This is a genomic window from Phaeobacter sp. SYSU ZJ3003 (assembly GCF_041300735.1).
In the GTDB taxonomy this organism is placed as follows: Bacteria; Pseudomonadota; Alphaproteobacteria; order Rhodobacterales; family Rhodobacteraceae; genus Phycobacter; species Phycobacter gallaeciensis_A.
Genome location: NZ_PXNU01000004.1, coordinates 1 through 21801, shown reverse-complemented (window position 1 = coordinate 21801; position 21801 = coordinate 1). Strand labels below are relative to the sequence as shown.

The window sequence follows — 21801 nt, the reverse complement described above, 5'->3', positions numbered from 1 at the left end:
ACATCCGTATTTGCGTGGGCGGGCAGTTCTAAGTATTCAGTATAAAGGTTAATTAACTGTGTGGGCGTTCGGATGACGATCAGCGGGGCCGGAACATCGGGGTTCGCAGCCACCGCATCCTCGAACGCAGGCGAGTAGGAAACAGGCATGAGCGACAAGATCTTCCTGGGCGGCGGAGGCGCGGGTTATGGCATCCCGCAGGAGATGGCCCTGAAATACGCCAACCGACACGGGCTGATCGCGGGCGCCACTGGCACTGGCAAGACCGTGACGCTGCAGATCCTGGCCGAGAGTTTTTCCAACGCAGGCGTTCCCGTCATCCTTGCCGATGTCAAAGGCGACCTTTCGGGCCTCGCCAAAAGCGGAACTGCGAGCCACAAGCTGCACGAGGCCTTTACCAGCCGGGCGCAGACCATCGGATTTGATGACTATCACTATCACGCCTGCCCGGTGACCTTCTGGGACCTTTACGGCCACCAGGGTCACGCGGTCCGCACCACCGTGGCCGAAATGGGGCCGTTGCTGTTGTCGCGTCTGCTGGAGCTCAGCGAAGCACAGGAAGGTATCCTGAACATCGCCTTTCGTCTGGCGGATGAAGAAGGCCTGCCGCTGCTGGATCTGAAGGACCTTCAGGCGCTGCTGGTCTGGACGGGGGAGAACCGGGCCGATCTGTCCTTGCGCTATGGCAATGTCTCGACCGCCTCAATCGGCGCCATTCAGCGGCGGCTGCTGGTGCTGGAAAATCAGGGCGGTGGGCAGTTCTTTGGCGAACCGGCGCTGGAGCTCTCGGACCTGATGCGCTGCGATGCAGAGGGGCGCGGCATGATCAATATTCTGGCCGCAGACAAGCTGATGGCTGCACCGGGGCTTTATGCGACCTTCCTGTTGTGGCTGCTGAGCGAACTCTTCGAGGAGCTGCCCGAGGTGGGCGATCCGGATAAACCCCGTCTGGTGTTCTTCTTTGATGAGGCGCATCTACTGTTCGACGATGCCCCCAAGGCACTGATCGACAAGGTAGAGCAGGTGGCGCGCCTTATCCGGTCCAAGGGCGTTGGGATCTATTTCATCACCCAGAACCCGGCGGATGTGCCCGAGGATATCCTTGGGCAGCTCGGCAACCGGATCCAGCACGCCCTGCGCGCCTTTACCGCGCGGGATCGCAAGAACCTGAAACTGGCGGCTGAAACCTACCGGGAAAACCCGCGCTTTTCGACCGAGGATGCAATTCGCGAGGTCGGCGTTGGGGAGGCGGTGACATCCATGCTGCAGAAGAAGGGCGTGCCCGGCGTGGTGGAACGCACCCTGATCCGGCCGCCCTCGTCCCAATTGGGGCCGATCACCGATGTGGAGCGCAAGGCCGCCCTGCAAGCGTCGGGAATGGCCGGAAAATACGATCAGACGCTGGATAGGCATTCGGCCTATGAAATCCTGGCGCAGCGGGCAGCTCAGGCCGCCACCGAAGCCGAGGTGGCCGAGGAGCAGGCCGAAGCGGCGCCAGAGCCGATGGCGCGAGAGTTCAACGCCGCGCGGCGCTATTCGGGCAGCCGCGTCAGCCGATCAACTTCGCGCAGCTATGGCAAGCCCAAGGATACCTTTGGTTCGGCCCTCTCCGAAGCAGTGATCAAAGAGTTGAAAGGTACCACCGGCCGCCGCATCGTGCGCGGGATCCTGGGCGGGCTGTTCAAAGGACGCTGACCCGGCTGGCTCCTTTACCAATAGAAAACGCCGCCCCGGATCTTCGGGGCGGCGTTTTTTGTTTTCAGGCTTATTTCTCAGGTATCAATCCGCGTGGACTGAACCTCAGCACCAGGAGCAGGATCAGCCCCATGGTGAAAAGCCGCATGTGCGATGCGCTTTCCATCAGGTGGTCCTTCAGCCAGCTACCATCCGCCATACCGGCGGTGACCAGCTTGATCAGCTCGATACCCATCGGCTCAACCTTGATCCAGAAGAACCAGATCAGCATACCGCCCAGCACGGCGCCAAAGTTGTTGCCAGAGCCGCCAACGATCACCATCACCCAGATCAGGAAGGTAAAGCGCAGCGGGTTATAGGTGCCTGGCGTAAGCTGACTGTCGAGCGTCGTCATCATCGCGCCGGCGATGCCGCAGATGGCCGAGCCAAGTACAAAGATCTGCAAGTGACGCCGGGTGACGTCCTTGCCCATGGCTTCGGCTGCGACCTCATTGTCACGGATCGCCCGCATCATTCGGCCCCAGGGGCTTTTTAGCGCCATCTGCGCCATCCACAATAGCACCAGCAGCACCACGGCAAAGAGTACGGAATACCCCAGCTTCACGAAGATCGTGGACCCTTCGACGGCATCCATTCCCCAGCTTGCCGCGCGCTCAACAAAGGCGGGATCGTTCTGCAGATCCACTTCATAAGGCACCGGACGGGGCAGGCCGACGACGTTCTTGACGCCGCGCGACAGCCAGTCTTCGTTCTTCAGGACCGCGATGATGATTTCCGCGATGCCCAACGTGGCAATCGCCAGATAGTCAGAACGCAGACCCAGGGCCGTCTTACCAATCAGCCAGGCCGCCCCGGCGGCCAGCAGACCACCGGCAGGCCAGGCCAGCAGCACCGGCAGGCCGAGACCACCGATATTACCCTCCAGCGCGGGATTGATCGCCTCAACCGCTTCGACCGAGGGGTCAAACAGCGCGCGGTAGACGAAGAATCCGACGATCAGCACTGCCAGCAGGGTCAGGGTGCGGGCGATGCCCGGCGCCATGAACCGGTAGACGGCAACCGCGCCGACGACTGTCAGCGCGCCCATCACCAGCGCCATCAGGATACCCATGCCACCAGCGGTGAAGGCCCCCGGTGTAGGCGCGGTAGAGACCAGCACTACGGCCAGACCGCCAAGCGCGGTAAAGCCCATGATGCCGACGTTGAACAGACCGGCAAAACCCCATTGCAGGTTCACGCCCAGCGCCATGATGGCCGAGATCAGCCCCATGTTGAGGATCACAAGGGCAGAGTTCCACGAGCCGGAGAAGACGTTGAGGAAGGTGGTAGAGCCTTCCAGCAGGATCAGAACGCCGACAAAGACGAACAGCAGCGTGTGTTTCACTGTATCGCTCATACCGATTTTCCTTTGAAGATGCCCGTGGGTTTGAACAACAGGACGATGATCAGGATCGCGAAGGAAACCGCGAATTTGTAATCCGTGCTGAGAAGCTGCATCAGCCCGTCAGGCGCCATGCTTTCCGGCAGCACGTAGGTTGCGACCTTCTTCCATGCATAGGTGATCGTCACCTCGGAGAAGGCGATGATGAAGCCACCCGCGATGGCACCGATCGGGCTGCCCAGACCACCCACGATGGCAGAGGCAAAGATCGGCAGCAGCAACTGGAAATAGGTGAAGGGTTTGAATGACTTATCAAGGCCATAAAGAACCCCTGCAATGGTCGCGAGCGTGGCCACGATGAGCCAAGTGTACATCACCACCCGCTCCGGGTTGATGCCCGACAGCAGCGCCAGATCCTCGTTATCGGAATAGGCGCGCATGCTTTTGCCGGTGCGCGTTTTGTTGAGGAACCAGAACAGCAGCGCCACGACGATCACGGCGGTGATCACGGTGATGCCCTGGCTGGTCTTGATGGCGAGTCCCTCGTCCAGACCGGTCATCTTCTTGAAGGCACGTGCCTTGATGATGAAACGTTCCCCATCCGAGAACCGCTGGTCGCCGGGGCCGATGATGAAGCGGACGATGCCATTCATCATGAACATGACACCAAGCGAGACCATGACGAAGACAACCGGTTTCGCCTTCTGCTCGCGGTAGAAGCGATAGACGGTACGGTCAGTGACCAGCATCAGGCCCATGGTCAGCACGATACCAAAGGGCAGCGCGAGCAGGGCGGTGGGCAGCGGGCCAAAACTGATGCCCATCGACTGGAACCACCAGGTGAACAGGATCGTCACCATGGTGCCGAATGCCATGGTATCGCCATGTGCAAAGTTCGAGAACCGCAGGACGGAGTAAACCAGCGTCACCCCCAGCGCGCCAATGGCGAGCTGACTGCCATAGGCGATGGCGGGTACGCCAACGAAGTTTGTGAATGCCACAAGGGCGTTGAGAAGTTCCATGCCTCAGCCCCCCAGGAAAGATTTGCGCACTTCGGGGTCGGCCAGCAGTTCCTGACCGGTGCCCGTATAGGCGTTGCGGCCCTGGACCAGGACATAACCTTTGTCCGCGATCTCAAGGGCTTGTTTGGCGTTCTGTTCCACCATCAGGATCGGCAACCCGGTGCGGGCAACCTCAATGATGCGGTCGAACAGCTCGTCCATGACGATGGGCGACACGCCAGCGGTGGGCTCGTCCAGCATCAGAACCTTGGGCTGAGTCATCAGCGCGCGGCCTACGGCCACCTGCTGACGCTGACCGCCCGACAATTCGCCCGCAGGCTGGTTGCGCTTTTCCTTCAGGATCGGGAAGAGGTGATAGACCTGTTCCATCGTGTCCGAGAAATCATCGGTGCGGATGAAGGCGCCCATCTCCAGGTTTTCCTCAACCGTCATCGAAGTGAAGATATTGCTGGTCTGGGGCACAAAGCCCATCCCCTTGACCACGCGGTCCTGCGGCGAGAGCTGGGTGATATCCTCACCATCCAGACGCACCGCGCCAGAACGCACGTTCAGCATGCCGAACACGGCCTTCATCGCGGTGGATTTGCCGGCGCCATTGGGGCCAACGATCACGGCGATCTCGCCCGGGTTCACGGCGATGGTGCAGTCATGCAGGATGTCCGGTCCCTTGCCGTATCCGCCGGTCATGCTATCGCCGATCAGGAAGGGGCTGTCGCCCTCAACCTTGGTGGTGGGGCCGCTCTTGCGGTGGGCAGGCTGCATCGTGCCCGCGCCATGGGTGTTGGTGATCGTGGAATCCTTGTTGCCACGATCGTCCTGATACGGGTTGCCGCTCATGCGTCTGCCCCTATTTTGTCTTTGTTTTTCAGACCGGTGCCCAGGTAAGCTTCGATCACCTGTTCGTTGGCCTTGATCTCGTCCAACGTACCTTCGGCAAGTTTCTTGCCCTCGGCCATGCAGATCACCGGATCGCACAGGCGGCCGATGAACTCCATGTCGTGTTCGATCACGACGAAGGTATAGCCGCGTTCCTCATTCAGGCGCTTGATCGCATCGGCGATGGTATAGAGCAGGGTGCGGTTCACGCCGGCGCCGACCTCGTCGAGGAAGACGATCTTGGCGTCCACCATCATGGTGCGGCCCAGTTCCAGCAGCTTCTTCTGCCCGCCGGAAACCTCACCCGCCTTCAGATCGGCGATATGGCTGATCGTCAGAAACTCCAGCACCTCGTCCGCCTTTGCACGCAGGGCGCGTTCCTCGTTGGCGATGCGCTTGCGGCCAAACCAGGTGTTCCACAGGCTCTCACCCGACTGGCTGCCCGGAACCATCATCAGGTTCTCGCGGCAGGTCATCGAGGAAAACTCATGCGCGATCTGGAAAGTGCGCAGCAATCCCTTATGGAACAGCTCATGCGGGGGCAGGCCGGTGATGTCCTCACCATCCATGGTGACCCGCCCGGAGGTGGGTTCAAGAACACCCGCAATCACGTTGAAAAGAGTGGTTTTTCCCGCGCCATTTGGCCCGATCAAACCGGTTATGGAGCCCTTTGCGATTTCAAGCGAAGCGCCATCAACCGCGTGGAACCCGCCGAAGTGCTTGTGCAAGTCCTCGACGACGATCATGTCATTTCATCCCCTAACTGCTTGTTTTTTGCAGTCTTTAAATTTGGAACAGCCCGGACGATGCCGGGCTGATCTCTCGTTTGCGTTATCCTGTTCAGGATTAACGGAATTTCACGGTGGTGTTTGCACCGTCCTTGACTTCGATCTCACGGTAGGAGCCTGCGCTCTCACCGGGGCCGATCAGCTCAACGCCGGTCGCACCCTGGAAGTCCACGTCACCGCCAGCGGCCAGGATTTCCAGTGCCTTGCCAAGTTCACCGGGGTTGATCGGCTCACCCGGAGCGTTAGCAACTTCCATGATCTTGGGACCGTATTCCGCCGGATCGGTGGAGCCTGCAGCCTGCATGGCCAGCAGGAACAGGGCCGCTGCGTCATAGGATTCCGGTGCATAGGCCGATGTACCGTCAAAGCCTTCCGCCTTGGCCATCTCGGCAAAGACTTCCGCGCCTTTGGAGTCAGAACCGGCGATCTGGCCAAAGGAGCCATCAAGGTCGGAACCCACGTTCTTGGGCAGGCTGTCACCGATCATGCCACCGGGCAGACCGAAGGTGTCATAGGCGCCGCTGTCCAGCGCGGACTGGATGATGCCCAGGCCGCCTTGGTCCAGATACCCGGCAACCACCAGGATGTCGCCGCCGGCAGAAGCCAGCGAGGCAACCTCGGCGGAATAGTCGCCTTTGCCGTCTTCGTGGGCTGCTACGATGGTGACTTCACCGCCGACCTTTTCAAACGAGGTCTTGATCGCGTCCGCCAGACCCTTGCCGTAGTCGTTGTTGGTGTAGGTCAGGGCGATCGAGCTGATGTCACGCTCCTGCAGGATCTCGGCCATCACTTCGCCTTCACGGGCGTCCGAGGGCGAGGTGCGGAAGAACAGGTCGTTGTCTTCCATGGTGGTCAGCCCGGGCGAGGTCGCCGAAGGGGAGATCATCACCATGCCGTTCGGAATCGCAACGTTCTGCAGGATCGCGCCGGTCACGCCCGAGCAGTCACCGCCGATGATGCCGTTGACGCCTTCAGCGACCAGTTTTTCACCGTTGGCAACAGCCAGACCGTTGTCGATGCAGCCGGTATCTGCGCGTACAGAGGTCACCGAAGCGCCGTCCAGCAGTTTGCCGGATGCGGTGGCTTCTGCCATTGCCATTTCGGCGCCGGCACCCATGGCTGCGGTCAGCGATTCAATCGGGCCGGTAAAGCCAAGCAGAACGCCCAGTTTCACTTCCTTGGCGTGGCCACCAGCAAATGCGGTGCCCGCGGTCAGTGCAACGGCCGTTGTGGCCAGCAGTAGTTTTTTCATTTGAAAACTCCCTTGTTGGAACAAATCTGTTCACATTGGACCCTAGGCAAGGCGTTTGAAAAAAGAAAGTCCATTTGGACCTCGCTTCGCACTCGGCTTGCTTTGGGGCCGATTCCTCCATCATCAGGCATGGTTTTTATCTATAAACCCGACTGGGACGTGCCTTTACAGCGTTCCTCCGCAAAGGAAAAGAACACAATCACGCGACTGCGTTGCCAAAATTGGCCGCCAAATGCTCTCCGTGAGAGTGATCCGGGATCCGCCGATCAGGGCCACGTGCAACGACGCATTCAGCGTGGGGCGGCCTGTGTCGATTTACTGCCGCGTTCACGATAAGGTGTGGTGTCATAATGCGCTCGGTAGCATTTCGAAAAATGCGAAGGTGAGGCAAAGCCACAGGCCAGCGCCACGTTGATGACACTCATGTCGGTCTGCATCAGCAGATTGCGCGCCTTCTGCAGACGGAGCTCCATATAATAGCGCTTGGGGCTGCGGTTCAGATAGCGGCGAAACAGTCGCTCCAGCTGGCGCGTCGACATGCCGACATCCTGGGCCAGGATCGATGGGCTGATCGGCTCTTCGATATTGCTTTCCATCATCTGGATGACCATCGACAGTTTCGGATGGCGCACGCCGATCCGGGTCGGGATCGAAAGGCGCTGGGTGTCCTGATCGGTCCGGATCGACGAATAGATCAGCTGATCGGCCACGGCATTGGCCAGTTCTTCACCGTGGTCATTGGCAATGAGTTTCAGCATCAGATCAATCGAAGAGGTCCCGCCGGCCGTAGACAGCCGGTTCCCATCGATGACGAACACCGACTTTGTCAGCTCAACCTCTTCAAACTCCTCGGAAAAACTATCCGCATTTTCCCAGTGAATGGTTGCGCGTTTTCCGTCCAGAAGCCCGGCCTTGGCCAGTGCGTAGGATGCTGTACACAGCCCTCCCACCTTCAATCCCTTGCGGGCCTCGCGCCGCAGCCAAGACAGCAGCTTCTTGCTTGTGGCGCCCTGAACATCGATCCCAGCGCACAAAAGGATGGTGTCATCGCGCTGGAGTTCGCTGAGGTCACCATCAAGCTGAAAGGTGGTTCCGGCTGAGCAGGTAACCGTCTCTCCGCCTTCTGCGAGCAGCGACCATGAATAAAGCTCGCGCCCACTCATCCGATTGGCAATGCGCAAACATTCAACGGCTGAGGCAAAGGAAAGCATGGAGAACCGTTCGAGCAATACAAAAACGAACCGTTTGGTCGGACCGACGGATTCGGAAAGTTCAACTCGTTTACGTTGGTTCTGCATGGTGCGGGCCCCTGACTGTTGTGGATAATGCGCAGAGAGTCGGGCTCGTTCTGGCTGTCTTTGACCGTGCTCACAGGAATGCCGCCGGGTCAAGATGTTCAAATTCTGAACTGGCCAGTGGCCACGGGGTTTTGTATACGTGGGGCCCGAAAATACCCAAAGACCTCTTGAGCGGAGAAAAGCTATGAGTGAGTGGCAAAAATCGACCTGGCGCCAGAAACCGCGGGTTCAGATGCCCGACTATACCGACGCGGCGGCCCTTGCGGCCGTCGAGGCGCAGCTTTCCAAGTATCCGCCGCTGGTTTTTGCGGGCGAAGCACGGCGTCTGAAACAACACCTGGCAGCCGCCGGGCGCGGCGAGGCCTTCCTGCTTCAGGGTGGCGATTGCGCCGAAAGCTTTGAACAGTTCAGCGCCGATGCAATCCGTGACACCTTCAAGGTGATGCTGCAAATGGCGATGGTTCTGACCTATGGCGCCAAGGTGCCGGTGGTGAAGGTGGGCCGGATGGCCGGGCAATTCGCCAAACCGCGCAGTGCCCCGACCGAAGTGGTGGATGGTGTTGAGCTGCCCAGCTACCGCGGCGATATCATCAACGATCTGGCCTTCAACGAGTCCTCGCGGGTGCCGGATCCGAACCGGATGCTGCAGGCCTATACGCAGGCGGCTGCAACGCTTAACCTGCTGCGCGCGTTTTCGACCGGCGGTTACGCGGATGTGAATCAGGTGCACGCCTGGACGCTCGGTTTTACCGAAAGCGAGAAGGCAGAGACCTATCGCGAGATGGCGAACCGGATCACCGACACGCTGGACTTCATGAAAGCAGCCGGGGTCAACAACGACACCGCGCATACGCTGCAGACGGTGGAGTTCTACACCAGCCACGAAGGTCTGCTGCTGGAATATGAAGAGGCGCTGACACGTCTTGATTCGACCTCCGGCAAATGGCTGGCCGGGTCCGGCCACATGATCTGGATCGGTGACCGCACCCGCCAGCCCGACGGCGCGCATGTGGAGTTCTGCCGCGGTGTTCTGAACCCGATCGGATTGAAGTGCGGCCCGACCACCACCGCCGACGACCTCAAGGAGTTGATGGCCAAGCTGAATCCCGAGAACGAAGAGGGCCGTCTGACGCTGATCGCCCGCTTCGGCGCCGGGAAGGCAGCGGATCATCTGCCGCGCCTTATCAAGGCGGTGAAGGAAGAGGGCGCCAATGTCACATGGGTCTGCGACCCGATGCATGGCAATACCATCAAGTCCACCAGCGGTTACAAGACCCGGCCCTTTGACAGCGTTCTGCGCGAGGTGCGCGATTTCTTCGCAGTTCACACCAGCGAGGGCACCATTCCCGGCGGCGTGCATTTCGAGATGACCGGTCAGGATGTCACCGAATGCACCGGCGGCGTACGGGCTGTCACCGACGAAAACCTCAGCGACCGCTATCACACGGCCTGCGATCCGCGTCTCAACGCCAGCCAATCTCTGGAACTGGCGTTCCTGGTAGCGGAAGAGCTGTCCACCCTGCGCGGTCAACGCGGTGGCGCCGCTGCGACAGCCGAGGCTGGCTGAAGCGAGGGGCGCTTACCTTAGGGACTGCGCCTAGGGGGCTGATAACAAAAGAAAAGCCGCTCCATTCGGGGCGGCTTTTTGCTTTGAGCTGCATGGCAGACTTGAAAACGGTGAAGCCCGGCAGAAAAGGGAACGCCCCGGGAGTTCTTCCGCGGGGCGTATTTTCCGGTGCTATGACCTTGGACCGGAATCTCGGCCGGAGTGCTCCGGCTATATATGCTCTTAGTCGCGGCTGACCACCAGGCGCAGGTGGGAGCCACGCTTGGGCGCCTTTTGGCTGGCGCCGCTGTCTGCGGTTTCACCCGATTTTTCTGCATCCGGCGTCGTCTTCAGGGTGCCGCGGTCGGCAAGGGCGCGCGCCTCGTCGAGAATGGACTTTTCGGTCGTGAACCGCTCCTGTGTTTCTGCAAAACCGGGGTTCGGCGTATTGATATCTTGCTTCTCTTCGCGCGGCTTTGCCTTGAATTCGCCATCGGTGCTGCCCTGAGAGATAGTCCGCATCTCGATCGAGGACACCGTGAAGCGCTGTGATGTTCCCGTCGGGTTGCCCTCCGAGACGAAGACGCCCAGCGCGCGGCTGACATCGCCAAGATCACTGCGCAGCGGCAGCAGCAACATCCGTGCCTCACGTCGTCCCCGCAGACGCGAGGGTTCGGTTTGCAGCTCCAGCTCAACGATAGCGGGGGCTTCGAACATGTGCTCCAATGCGGCGCTCAGCTGTTTGCGGGCATCGGGGGTGAAGAACGCCGTGATCGGCATTCCACGCACTTCCATTCCTGCCATCTCGTTGACCTTCTGGCCCGCAAGGCGGAACCGGGCGATGCCGGGGGCCACGCGTTCGAGAATGAAGGTCTGGGACAGGATGTTTTCCAGACCACGCGGATCGATTTGCGAGCGGCTGGGAATGTCATCACCCCGACGCAGGGCTGTCCAGTAGGCTTCTGCCTGGCGCATCGCCGACACGGGGGTGTGGCTGCGGAAGTTGTCCATCGGAACCACCTTGTCGTGACCCTTGTTCTGTCCAGAGCTTTTGCGACCGCCGAAAAACATGTCCGTGTCCTTTTGCTTGCCGGGAGAATCCCGACTGTCTGCGGCGGCAGGTTAAGCTTTCTTAAGACTGCTTAACAATATCCGCCCAAATCCTTACTGCTTCATTAATATGGCACAATATGATTCAAATTATGACTATTTCTTCAAGCAATGGTTAACGGGATCCGGATAGGCCTTCTATACCAAAGAATAAGGCCTGCATCCGTTGTGCTTATCGGCGCCTTTGTGGCAATGTCGCGCGCAGAAAACGACGAAGGGCTGAGTGTATGACTGTGAACAGCATGACAGGATTCGCATCCGCGCAAGGGGGCCTTGATGCGCATAGCTGGGGCTGGGAAATCCGGTCGGTCAATGCCAAGGGGCTGGACCTGCGCCTGCGCATTCCCGATTGGCTGGAAGGTCTGGAACCCTTTGTCAGATCAACACTTTCCAAATCTCTATCGCGCGGGAATATCTCGCTGACCCTGCGTTTGACGCGCCGGGAAGAGGGGGGCGGGCCACTGCAACTGAACCCGGCGGCACTCACGTCGGTGTTGGAGGCACTGGCGCAGACCGAAGCAGCTGCACAGGCGGCGGGAGTGGACCTGAAACCATCGTCGGCATCGGACATTCTAGCCCTGCGCGGGGTGATGGAACACGCGGTGACAGAGGACGACCCGGCGCCGCTGGTGGCCGCGCTGAAGGACGAATTCTTAACCCTTTTGGCGGGCCTCACCGAAATGCGGCGGACCGAAGGCGCCCAATTGCTTAATGTATTGAAGCGTCAACTGGACCAAGTGGAGGCCCTCAGCGCTTCGGCGGCGGCTCTGGCAGAAGAGCGCAAGCCCAGAATCGCGGAAACTCTTAAGACCAATCTTGAACGGGTTCTGGCGAATTCCGATGGCATGGACCCCGACCGTCTGGCGCAGGAACTGGCGCTGATCGCGGTCAAGGCAGATGTGACCGAGGAAATCGACCGTCTTGCCGCTCATGTGCGTGCGGCGCGTGAGCTGTTAGAGGCCGGTGGCCCGATCGGTCGCAAGCTGGATTTCCTGATGCAGGAGTTCAACCGTGAGGCCAACACACTGTGCTCAAAGGCGCAAAGCAGCGATCTGACCGCTGTCGGGCTTGAGCTGAAGGCGATAATAGATCAGATGCGCGAGCAAGTGCAGAACATCGAATGACCCAGACTATAGAATTTGAGGAGAGCAGCTGATGGCTGATCGGCGAGGCCTATTGATCATCCTGTCGTCGCCGTCCGGCGCAGGCAAATCCACATTGGCGAAACGGCTGCGGAGCTGGGACGACAGCATCCGGTTTTCGGTCTCTGCCACCACCCGTGCCCCGCGCGAGGGAGAGGTCGACGGTCAGGATTACCACTTCAGCACGGTGGATGAATTCAAAGCTGCCGTCACTGAGGGCGAGATGCTGGAACACGCGCATGTCTTCGGCAACTTCTACGGCTCTCCCAAGGGGCCGGTGCGGGCGGCGATCAACGCGGGTCAGGATGTGCTGTTTGACATCGACTGGCAGGGGGCGCAGCAGATCCGCAATTCGGACCTTGGCCAGCACACACTGTCGATCTTCCTCTTGCCGCCCTCGATCCACGAGCTGCGCCGCCGACTGGAAAGCCGCGGTCAGGACGATGCCGACACCATCAAAAGGCGGATGGAGAAAAGCTGGGACGAAATCAGCCACTGGGGCAGCTATGACCATGTGCTGATCAACGACGATCTGGACACCACCGAGGAAGCCCTGCGCACCATCATCACCGCGACCCGTCTGCGGCGGATCCAGCAACCGCATCTGGTGGATCACGTGCGCGGCCTGCAAGCAGAGTTTGAGGAAATGTCATGACCCTTTATGCCCTTGGAACAGACAAGCCCGAGATCCACGAAGATACCTGGGTTGCCCCCGATGCCAACTTGGTCGGCAAGGTGGTGATGGAGGCCGGATCTTCGGTCTGGTTCGGCTGCACCATCCGCGCCGACCACGAAGAGATCCGCATCGGCGAAGGATCGAATGTGCAGGAGAACGTCGTCATGCATATTGACGCTGGGTTCCCATTGAGCATCGGCAAGAATTGCACCATCGGTCACAAGGTAATGCTGCATGGCTGCACCATCGGCGAAAACTCCCTGATCGGGATGGGCGCGACCGTGTTGAACGGCGCCAAGATCGGCAAGAACTGCCTGATCGGGGCAGGTGCGCTGATCACCGAGAACAAGGAAATTCCCGATGGCTCCCTGGTCATGGGCGCTCCGGGCAAGGTTGTGCGTCAGGTAGATGAGGCAACAATCGAAAAGCTGAAGTGGAGCGCGCTCCATTACCAGGACAACATGCGCCGCTTTCGTGAAGAACTGCAAAAGGTCGACTAAATGAGAAATTCCAAAGGCTCGCTGATGCGGCCCGATCCGCTTCCCCATAGTGCCAGCCATCCGGTCGTGACGCCGCTCAGCCCCTCGGTGGTTTACGCCAGCGAAACCCCTGATGCGCTGGATGACCAGTATGAAGGCCGCGTGCACGGCTATACCTATTCCCGTGAAGGACATCCGAACGCGGATGTGGTGGCCAAACGTCTGGATGCGATGGAAGGCATGTCGGGCGGGGTTGTCACCGGTTCGGGCATGGCAGCGGTTTCTGCGGTTCTGCTGGGGCTGACAAAGACCGGCGATCACGTGATCGGCGGCAACCAGCTTTATGGCCGCTCGCTGCGCTTGATGAAGGAAGACCTGCCGCGTCTGGGGATCGAAACCAGCCTTGCCGATCCGGCGGATATTGCGGCCGTGCGTGCTGCGATCCGTCCGGAGACCAAGATGATTCTGGTCGAAACCGTGTCGAACCCGACGCTGGCGGTCGCGGATATCGACGGGCTGTCCGCCCTGTGCAAGGAAACCGGGATTCTGCTGGTGGTGGACAATACCTTTACCACGCCGCGCGGGTTTCAGCCGTTCGACCACGGCGCCGATATCGTCATCCATTCGATCACCAAACTGCTGGCCGGCCACTCCGATGTGATGCTGGGCTATGTGGTGGCACGCGATCCGGCGCTGAATGAGCGGCTGAGCGTGTTTTCCGTCACCACCGGCATGACGCCCAGCCCGTTTGATTGCTGGCTTGCCGAACGTGGCATGCTGTCCTTTGAACTGCGGTTCGAGCGCAGCCAGGCCACGGCTGCGGCGCTGGCCGATCATCTGGCCGGGATGCCGGGCGTCAAGCGCGTGATCTACCCGACGCGCAAGGATCACCCGGATCATGACCGGGCCATGGATCTGCTCAAGGGGCAGGGCTGCAATATGGTCAGCTTTGAACTCGAAGGCGGCCGGGCCGCGGCCAACGCATTTACCCGCGCGGCGGACGGGCTGAACTTTGCCCCGACGCTAGGTGATGTGGGCACCACACTGTCGCATCCGGCATCCTCGTCGCACCGGGCCCTGACGCCAGTAGAACGCGCGGGCCTCGGCCTCAGCGAAGGGTTCTTCCGGGTGTCGGTCGGTCTGGAGGACCCGGCGGCGCTACTGGCGGTGTTCTCCGAGGCGGTCGCGGCGGCCGCAGCGTCATAATAAAACCGTTACATTGGAAAGGTACACGGGCCGAACCGCCATCCAAAAGGGGCCAAAGTGCCATGACGCAAGAGCTGATCGAAGGGTTTCTCGAAGCCATCCCGCTGCCTGCGGTGCTGGTGGATCAGACCGAACGCTTCATCGGGGCCAATGCGGCCGGCACCACCCTTTTGGGGCAGCAACTGAAGGGGCGGCACTTCGCCACCATCCTGCGCCAGCCCGGCGTCACCGCTGCAATCGAAGCCTGTCTGCAGGACAAATCTGCGCGCACCGCCCGACATCTGTCCAATGACGGCGCGCAGGACACCACATTCGAGGTGAGCCTGCGCTACGTCCCCGGCATCGGCGCCGTCAATGGCGGCGCCGTGCTGTTGTGTTTCACCGACGTGACCGAGCGCGAACAGGCTGGCCAGATGCGCCGCGATTTCGTCGCCAACGTCAGCCATGAATTGCGCACGCCGTTGACCGCTCTGATGGGGTTTATCGAAACCCTGCGCGGCGCCGCCCGCGACGATCCTGCAGCCCGTGATCGCTTCCTGGCGATCATGGAAGGGGAAGCCAGCCGGATGAACCGTCTGGTCGGCGATCTTCTGTCCCTTAACCGCGTCGAGAGCGCGGAGCGGGTGCGGCCAAAAGAAAAACTGGACCTTACGGCGCATCTGACATCCACCCTGAAATCCATGCAGCTGCTGGCGGAGGCCGGCAATGTCGCCCTGTCGCTTGAGGCGCCCGACGAGCCGGTGCATGTCACCGGCGATTCCGATCAGCTGCAACAGGTCTTCACCAACCTGATCGAAAACGCCATCAAATACGGTGGCGATGAGGTGCGCGTGGTGCTGACGCCGATGGAGCGAGATCCGGCCCTGCGCGCCCCGGCGGCCCGCATTCAGGTGATCGACAATGGTCCGGGTATTGATCCGGTACATCTGCCACGCCTGACCGAGCGTTTCTACCGCGCAGACAGCCATCGCTCTCGGGAGCTGGGCGGTACCGGTCTGGGTCTGGCAATCGTCAAACACATCATCAACCGGCACCGGGGCCGACTTAGGGTCGAAAGCGATCTTGGGGCAGGGGCATCCTTCACCGTGATCCTGCCGCAGTAACCTTCCTGCGCCACCATCCGCTTCCGAAAAACGAAAGATAAGAACGCCCCCTTGCGGATTGCACAGGAGCGTGTGGGCGCCGTGAACCGTTAGGATAAGGTTTTTGTCACAATTTCCGTCACAATCCGGCGATTGTCATATGCCTGTTACATACCTGTCACAAAAGCCACATGACCGCCCTTTAGCAGGAGGCCAAGATCATCGTGGGGGTGATCGTGAACCTTCTAACACCTCATGGAGACTGAAATGTCCTTTGTGAAACTTTCCGCATCCGCCCTGGCAATCGCTGCCGTTTCGGCCACCGCTGCCGCCGCACGTGATCAGGTGCAGGTTGCTGGCTCTTCGACCGTGCTGCCCTATGCCTCGATCGTTGCCGAAGCCTTTGGCGAAAACTTCGACTTCCCGACACCGGTTGTTGAATCCGGCGGTTCCTCGGCCGGCCTCAAGCGTTTCTGCGAAGGTGTTGGCGAAAACACCATCGACGTTGCGAACGCATCGCGCAAAATCAAAGACAAAGAAATCAAAGCCTGTGCCGAAGCCGGTGTCACCGACATCATCGAAGTCCGTATCGGTTATGACGGCATCGTCTTTGCGTCCGACATCAATGGCAACGGTTTCGAATTCACCCCGACCGACTGGTACCTGGCTCTGTCCGACGAAATTATGGTCGACGGCAAAATGGTCGCCAACCCGAACAAAACCTGGGCCGACGTGAACCCGGACTTCCCGGCGCAGCCGATCCAGGCCTTCATCCCCGGCACCAAGCACGGCACCCGGGAAGTCTTTGAAGACAAGGTGATCCTGGCGGGCTGCGAAGCCACCGGCGCATTTGAGCACATCCTGGCCGGCGCCGAAGGCGACAGCGACAAAGCCAAGAAGAAAGCAGCCGAGAAAGCCTGTATCTCCCTGCGCACCGATGGCGTCTCCGTGGACATCGACGGTGACTACACCGAGACTCTGGCCCGCATCGAGAGCAACAAAGACGGTATCGGCGTCTTTGGTCTGGCCTTCTACGAGAACAACACCGACAAACTGCAGGTCGCAACCATGTCCGGTATCGTTCCCTCGACCGAAAGCATCGCAACCGGCGAATACCCGGTCTCGCGCCCGCTGTTCTTCTACGTGAAGAAAGCCCACATCGGCGTGATCCCGGGCCTGAAAGAATATGCTGAATTCTTCATCGCCGACGAAGTTGCAGGCCCCGACGGCCCGCTGGCCGAATACGGTCTGGTTGCAGACCCGGAACTGGCGAAAACCCAGGAAGCGGTTGCAAACGAAGACGTAATGGGTGGAAACTCCTAATCATTCCCCGCTGATCTGACTTGGCCGGGGGACGTTCCCCCGGCCATTTCTCTGTCCAATCGGACACTCTGAATTTTAATCCGCCACCAAACGGAGCCTTTGATGCCGACGTTCTGGCTTGTTGTTCTACTCTGTGTCATCGCGGCCGCCGGATATGTTCTGGGCCGTCGCCGCGCGCTTGCTTCGGCCGGTGGTGACCCGCGCCTGCTGCATTCCCTGCCGAGCTACTACGGCTCTCATGTGGGGTTGAGCGCACTGATCCCGTCTTTGGCGGCTCTGGTGATCTGGCTATTGGCGCAGCCCATGCTGATCGAAAATCGGGTGTCCTCCATGATCCCCGCGGATCTGGTGCCGGAAAATGCTTCGCTCAGCCTCGTGATGAGCGACGTGCGCCGGGTGGCCGAAGGGCTGGATCTGGCGGTTGAGCAGGGCGCGCTGAGCGCCCGTGAAGTGCGCGAATTTGACAGCGAAACCGGCGACTTGCGGGGCATTCTGGGGGAGGTTGGCGTCGCGCTTGGCGCCGATGTGCGCCCCGAAGTTCTGGACGCCGCGCGCGCCTACCGGGGGCTGTCGCACACAGGCCGCACGGCAATGACCGTCGCGGTCCTCCTGCTGGCGCTTGGCGGCTTTGGGCTGGCATATCGCAAGTCGGACAAGGATTTCCGTGCCCGCAACGTGGTGGAGCGGGTTGTCATGGCGCTGCTGATCCTGGCAGCCTCTCTGGCGATCCTGACCACGATCGGCATCGTTCTGTCGATGCTGTTTGAAACCAAGAATTTCTTTGGGCTGCATTCCTGGACCGACTTCTTCTTTGGCACCACCTGGGCGCCGAACTTCCGCGGTGACAGCGAACTGTCGATCCTGCCGCTTCTGTGGGGCACGCTTTACATCTCTTTCATCGCGCTGCTGGTGGCAGTGCCGGTTGGCCTGTTCGCAGCGATCTACCTGTCGGAATATGCCGGCCCGGCGGTGCGCGCCTTTGCCAAGCCGCTCCTGGAGATCCTCGCAGGTATCCCGACCATTGTTTATGGTCTCTTTGCCCTCTTGACCGTCGGTCCCTTGCTGGTGCGCTTCTTCGGTCAAGGCGAAAACGGCGTTCTTGGCGTCGAATGGATGAGCGGCGCCACCTCGGTTCTGACGGCGGGGCTGGTCATGGGTATCATGCTGATCCCCTTTGTCTCGTCCCTGTCCGATGACATCATCAACGCGGTGCCGCAATCGATGCGCGATGGCTCGCTTGGCCTTGGCGCCACTAAATCCGAAACCGTGCGTCAGGTGGTTCTGCCGGCCGCGCTGCCGGGCATCGTCGGTGCCGTGCTGCTGGCGGCCTCGCGCGCCATCGGCGAAACCATGATCGTGGTCATGGGGGCTGGGGCGATTGCCAAATTCTCGCTCAACCCGCTGGAATCGATGACCACCATCACTACCCGCATCGTCAGCCAGCTGACCGGCGACACCGATTTCGCAAGCCCGGAAACTCTGGTCGCCTTCGCGCTGGGCCTGACCCTCTTTGTTCTGACGCTAGGGCTCAATGTTCTGGCCCTCTATATCGTGCGCAAATACCGGGAGCAGTACGACTAATGACCGATATCAGTCACACCTCCGGCGGCTCTGGTGGGCCACAGACGACCAAGGGCGGATCGCTCCTGTCGCAAAGCCCCCGCACCCGCAAACGCAACGCCGCCGAGACCCGGTTCAAGGCCTATGGCATTGCGGCCATCCTTGTGGGCCTGATGATGCTGGCCGTCCTGGTCACCACCATCGTGGGCCGCGGCGCGGGCGCCTTTCAGCAGACCTTTGTCACGCTGAACGTGGAACTGTTGGAAAGCAAACTCGACAAGAAGGGCAACCGCAATATCGAGGACATCAAGAAGGTCACCACCTTTGGCTATGCCCCGCTGGTCAAGGGCGCGATGCAGGACATGATCGACGCGCGCGGCATCGAAACCGGGCTCAAGTCCAAGGACATGGCCGGCCTTCTGTCCAAGAACGCCGTCGCCCAGCTGCGGGCCTTTGTCATCGAAAACCCCGATCAGATCGGACAGACGGTCGAGTTCCGCTTTCTGGCGCAAAGCCGCGTTGATGGTTACCTGAAAGGGCGCGTCAACCGCGACAGCATCGAGAATGACAAGAACATCTCGGCCGCGCAGCTGGATCTGGTGGATGCGCTGGTCGCTGAAGGCGTGATCAAGAAGACCTTCAACATCGACTTTATCATTGGGGCGGATGCCTCGGACCAACGCCCGGAGGCCGCCGGCATCGGCGTGTCGATGATGGGCTCCCTGTTCATGATGCTGGTGGTGCTGGCGCTGGCCCTGCCCATTGGGGTTGCAGCCTCGATCTATCTTGAGGAATTCGCACCCAAGAACTGGCTGACCGATGTGATCGAGGTGAATATCTCGAACCTCGCCGCCGTGCCTTCCATCGTCTTTGGTATCCTCGGCCTCGCGGTGTTCATCAACTACATGCACCTGCCGATGTCGGCGCCGCTGGTGGGTGGTCTGGTGCTGACGCTGATGACCCTGCCCACGATCATCATCTCGACCCGCGCCGCGCTGAAGGCGGTGCCCCCGTCGATCCGCGATGCGGCGCTGGGTGTCGGAGCCTCGAAAATGCAAGCGGTGTTCCACCACGTGCTGCCGCTGGCCGCGCCCGGCATCCTGACCGGCACCATCATCGGCCTGGCGCAGGCACTGGGTGAAACCGCGCCGCTCTTGCTGATCGGCATGGTGGGCTTCATCGCCTCCAACGCGCCGGAAACCCTGGCCGATGGTCTGCTGGCGCCGAACTCGGCCATGCCGGCGCAGATCTATGAATGGGCCAAACGCGCCGACCCGGCCTTTTACGAGCGGGCCTGGGGCGGCATCATTATCCTTTTGGTTTTCCTCGTAACCATGAATACGGTGGCCGTGATCCTGCGCCGCCGCTTTGAACGCCGCTGGTAGGGGGCACCGATATGAACGACATGAGTAGACTGGATAAGACTGTGACCAACACGATCAAAATCTCGGCCAGCGACGTCAACGTCTATTACGGCGACACCCACGCGATCAAAGACGTCAATGTCGAGATCGAAGACAATACCGTGACCGCCTTCATCGGTCCTTCGGGCTGTGGCAAGTCGACCTTCCTGCGTTGTCTGAACCGGATGAATGACACCATCGACATCTGCCGCGTCACCGGCAAGATCCTGCTGGACGGCGAAGACATCTATGACAAGCGGGTCGATCCGGTGCAGCTGCGCGCCAAGGTTGGCATGGTGTTCCAGAAACCGAACCCCTTCCCGAAATCGATCTATGACAACGTGGCCTATGGCCCGCGCATTCACGGGCTGGCCCGGAGCAAGGCCGAACTGGATGAGATCGTCGAAAAATCCCTGCGCCGCGGCGCCATATGGGATGAGGTAAAGGACCGCCTGCATGCGCCCGGCACCGGCCTGTCCGGTGGTCAGCAGCAGCGTCTGTGCATCGCCCGCGCCGTGGCGACCGAACCCGAAGTCCTGCTGATGGACGAGCCGTGTTCGGCGCTGGACCCGATCGCAACCGCCCAGGTCGAAGAGCTGATCGACGAGCTGCGCGCGAGCTATTCGGTGGTGATCGTCACCCACTCGATGCAGCAAGCCGCCCGCGTCAGCCAGAAAACCGCCTTCTTCCACCTCGGCAACCTGGTTGAGTTCGGCAACACCGGTCAGATCTTCACCAACCCCGAAGATCCGCGGACCGAAAGCTACATTACCGGCCGTATCGGCTGATCCCTCATTGCAAGGACTGAGACATGGAAGAGCAACATATCGCATCCGCATTTGACCGGGATCTGGAGGCGATCCAGGCCCGGATCATGAAAATGGGCGGGCTGGTCGAAGCCGCCATCATGGAATCCGCGCGCGCGCTGGAAACCCGGGACGAGGAACTGGCCCAGAAGGTGCGCGCCGACGACAAGGCCATCGACGGGCTTGAAGAGCTGATCAACGAGGAAGCTGCTCGGGTGATCGCCATCCGCGCCCCGGCCGCGGTGGATTTGCGCGTGGTGCTGTCGGTGATGAAGATCGCCGGCAATCTGGAACGCATTGGCGATTACGCCAAGAATATCGCCAAACGCACCGGGGTTCTGATCCAGGGCCATGATGCGCTGGACAGCGCCGCCGCCCTGCGCCGGATGGCGCGTGAGGTTGAACTGATGCTGAAGGATGCGCTGGACGCCTATATCCAGCGCGATGTCGAACTGGCGGGCGATGTGATCACCCGCGACCGCGACGTCGACCAGATGTATAATGCGCTATTCCGCGAATTCCTGACCCATATGATGGAAGATCCGCGCAACATCACGCCCTGCATGCATCTCCATTTCATCGCCAAGAACATCGAACGCATGGGCGATCACGTAACCTCGATCTGCGAAGAGCTGATCTACCTGGTTACCGGCAGCCGTCCCGAGGACGACCGGCCCAAGGCCGATACCACCTCAACCACTCCGCAGGAGGTCTAAGACATGGCTGCCGATCAGCCCACTGTTCTGGTCGTCGAGGACGAATTGGCGCAGCGTGAAGTGCTGGCCTACAACCTCGAAGCAGACGGGTTCCGTGTGATCCGCGCCGAAAACGGCGAAGAGGCGCTGCTTCTGGTCGAGGAGGACACGCCGGACATCATCGTTCTGGACTGGATGATGCCGAACCTCAGCGGGATCGAAGTTTGCCGCCGCCTGAAGACACGGCCCGAAACCCGCGGCATTCCGATCATCATGCTCTCGGCCCGTTCCGAAGAGGTGGACAAGGTGCGCGGTCTGGAAACCGGCGCTGACGACTACGTGGTAAAACCCTATTCGGTGATCGAGCTGATGGCGCGGGTGCGGACCCAGTTGCGCCGGGTGCGTCCGTCCACCGTTGGCGTGCGGCTGGAGTTTGACGACATCATTCTGGATGCGGAGAC

The 21801-nt window shown here is 60.4% G+C and carries 20 protein-coding genes; 13 read left to right on the top strand and 7 right to left on the bottom strand.

Features of this window, described 5'->3' with window-relative positions:
* The first annotated feature begins 147 nt into the window (after positions 1-147).
* A complete protein-coding gene (locus C6W91_RS03050; RefSeq protein WP_370570420.1) occupies positions 148-1695 on the top strand; it encodes a helicase HerA-like domain-containing protein in 1548 nt (515 codons plus the stop codon).
* A 70-nt stretch (positions 1696-1765) separates the two neighbouring features.
* Here C6W91_RS03050 and C6W91_RS03045 read toward each other — a convergent pair whose 3' ends face one another.
* The 6 genes from C6W91_RS03045 to C6W91_RS03020 form a co-directional block, all read right to left on the bottom strand.
* Positions 1766-3091 (bottom strand): branched-chain amino acid ABC transporter permease, encoded by a 1326-nt coding sequence (locus tag C6W91_RS03045; protein ID WP_065270267.1) that lies wholly within the window; start codon positions 3089-3091, stop codon positions 1766-1768.
* Complete coding sequence (locus C6W91_RS03040; protein ID WP_274839178.1) at positions 3088-4098, bottom strand: branched-chain amino acid ABC transporter permease; 1011 nt, start codon at positions 4096-4098, stop codon at positions 3088-3090. The genes C6W91_RS03045 and C6W91_RS03040 overlap by 4 nt, the downstream gene beginning before the upstream one ends.
* A gap of 3 nt (positions 4099-4101) precedes the next feature.
* Entirely contained in the window at positions 4102-4935 is an 834-nt protein-coding gene (locus tag C6W91_RS03035) for an ABC transporter ATP-binding protein (protein ID WP_274834128.1), read from the bottom strand.
* Positions 4932-5720 carry an ABC transporter ATP-binding protein gene (locus C6W91_RS03030; protein ID WP_065270269.1) on the bottom strand — a complete coding sequence of 263 codons (789 nt, stop codon included), beginning with the start codon at positions 5718-5720 and terminating at the stop codon, positions 4932-4934. Before C6W91_RS03030 ends, C6W91_RS03035 begins: the two co-directional genes overlap by 4 nt.
* 100 nt (positions 5721-5820) lie before the next feature.
* Positions 5821-7014, bottom strand: coding sequence for an ABC transporter substrate-binding protein (locus tag C6W91_RS03025; protein WP_065270270.1), 1194 nt, complete (start codon positions 7012-7014; stop codon positions 5821-5823).
* Between the two features lie 290 nt (positions 7015-7304).
* The gene (locus tag C6W91_RS03020; RefSeq protein WP_065270271.1) at positions 7305-8312 is read right to left on the bottom strand and encodes a GlxA family transcriptional regulator; all 1008 of its coding nucleotides are present in this window, start codon (positions 8310-8312) and stop codon (positions 7305-7307) included.
* A gap of 184 nt (positions 8313-8496) precedes the next feature.
* Between C6W91_RS03020 and C6W91_RS03015 the strand changes: the two genes are divergently transcribed.
* Positions 8497-9879, top strand: a complete 1383-nt coding sequence (locus C6W91_RS03015) for a class II 3-deoxy-7-phosphoheptulonate synthase (protein WP_065270272.1) — start codon at positions 8497-8499, stop codon at positions 9877-9879.
* 222 nt (positions 9880-10101) lie between these two features.
* On the opposite strand, the gene C6W91_RS03010 is transcribed toward C6W91_RS03015, so the two are convergent.
* Complete coding sequence (locus C6W91_RS03010) at positions 10102-10929, bottom strand: PAS domain-containing protein (RefSeq protein WP_274866568.1); 828 nt, start codon at positions 10927-10929, stop codon at positions 10102-10104.
* A gap of 266 nt (positions 10930-11195) precedes the next feature.
* Between C6W91_RS03010 and C6W91_RS03005 the strand changes: the two genes are divergently transcribed.
* From C6W91_RS03005 to C6W91_RS02955, 11 genes are all read left to right on the top strand, one after another.
* The gene (locus C6W91_RS03005) at positions 11196-12092 is read left to right on the top strand and encodes a YicC/YloC family endoribonuclease (protein WP_065270274.1); all 897 of its coding nucleotides are present in this window, start codon (positions 11196-11198) and stop codon (positions 12090-12092) included.
* A gap of 31 nt (positions 12093-12123) precedes the next feature.
* Positions 12124-12765: a guanylate kinase gene (gene gmk / locus C6W91_RS03000; protein WP_274828111.1), complete on the top strand. Its 642-nt coding sequence runs from the start codon at positions 12124-12126 to the stop codon at positions 12763-12765.
* A complete protein-coding gene (locus C6W91_RS02995) occupies positions 12762-13286 on the top strand; it encodes a gamma carbonic anhydrase family protein (RefSeq protein WP_274828112.1) in 525 nt (174 codons plus the stop codon). Before gmk ends, C6W91_RS02995 begins: the two co-directional genes overlap by 4 nt.
* Positions 13287-14471 (top strand): PLP-dependent aspartate aminotransferase family protein, encoded by a 1185-nt coding sequence (locus C6W91_RS02990; protein WP_370570419.1) that lies wholly within the window; start codon positions 13287-13289, stop codon positions 14469-14471.
* 62 nt (positions 14472-14533) lie between these two features.
* Entirely contained in the window at positions 14534-15574 is a 1041-nt protein-coding gene (locus C6W91_RS02985) for an ATP-binding protein (RefSeq protein ID WP_370570418.1), read from the top strand.
* 246 nt (positions 15575-15820) lie between these two features.
* Positions 15821-16876, top strand: coding sequence for a substrate-binding domain-containing protein (locus C6W91_RS02980; RefSeq protein ID WP_274866567.1), 1056 nt, complete (start codon positions 15821-15823; stop codon positions 16874-16876).
* A 102-nt stretch (positions 16877-16978) separates the two neighbouring features.
* Complete coding sequence (gene pstC / locus C6W91_RS02975) at positions 16979-18457, top strand: phosphate ABC transporter permease subunit PstC (RefSeq protein WP_065270279.1); 1479 nt, start codon at positions 16979-16981, stop codon at positions 18455-18457.
* On the top strand, positions 18457-19821 hold the full coding sequence (gene pstA, locus C6W91_RS02970) for a phosphate ABC transporter permease PstA (RefSeq protein WP_274832247.1): 1365 nt from the start codon (positions 18457-18459) through the stop codon (positions 19819-19821). The genes pstC and pstA overlap by 1 nt, the downstream gene beginning before the upstream one ends.
* A gap of 11 nt (positions 19822-19832) precedes the next feature.
* Positions 19833-20627, top strand: a complete 795-nt coding sequence (gene pstB, locus C6W91_RS02965) for a phosphate ABC transporter ATP-binding protein PstB (RefSeq protein WP_065270281.1) — start codon at positions 19833-19835, stop codon at positions 20625-20627.
* Between the two features lie 23 nt (positions 20628-20650).
* On the top strand, positions 20651-21361 hold the full coding sequence (phoU, locus tag C6W91_RS02960) for a phosphate signaling complex protein PhoU (protein ID WP_065270282.1): 711 nt from the start codon (positions 20651-20653) through the stop codon (positions 21359-21361).
* A 3-nt stretch (positions 21362-21364) separates the two neighbouring features.
* Positions 21365-21801 (top strand): response regulator (locus C6W91_RS02955; RefSeq protein WP_370570417.1); only part of this gene is annotated, 437 nt, incomplete at its 3' end.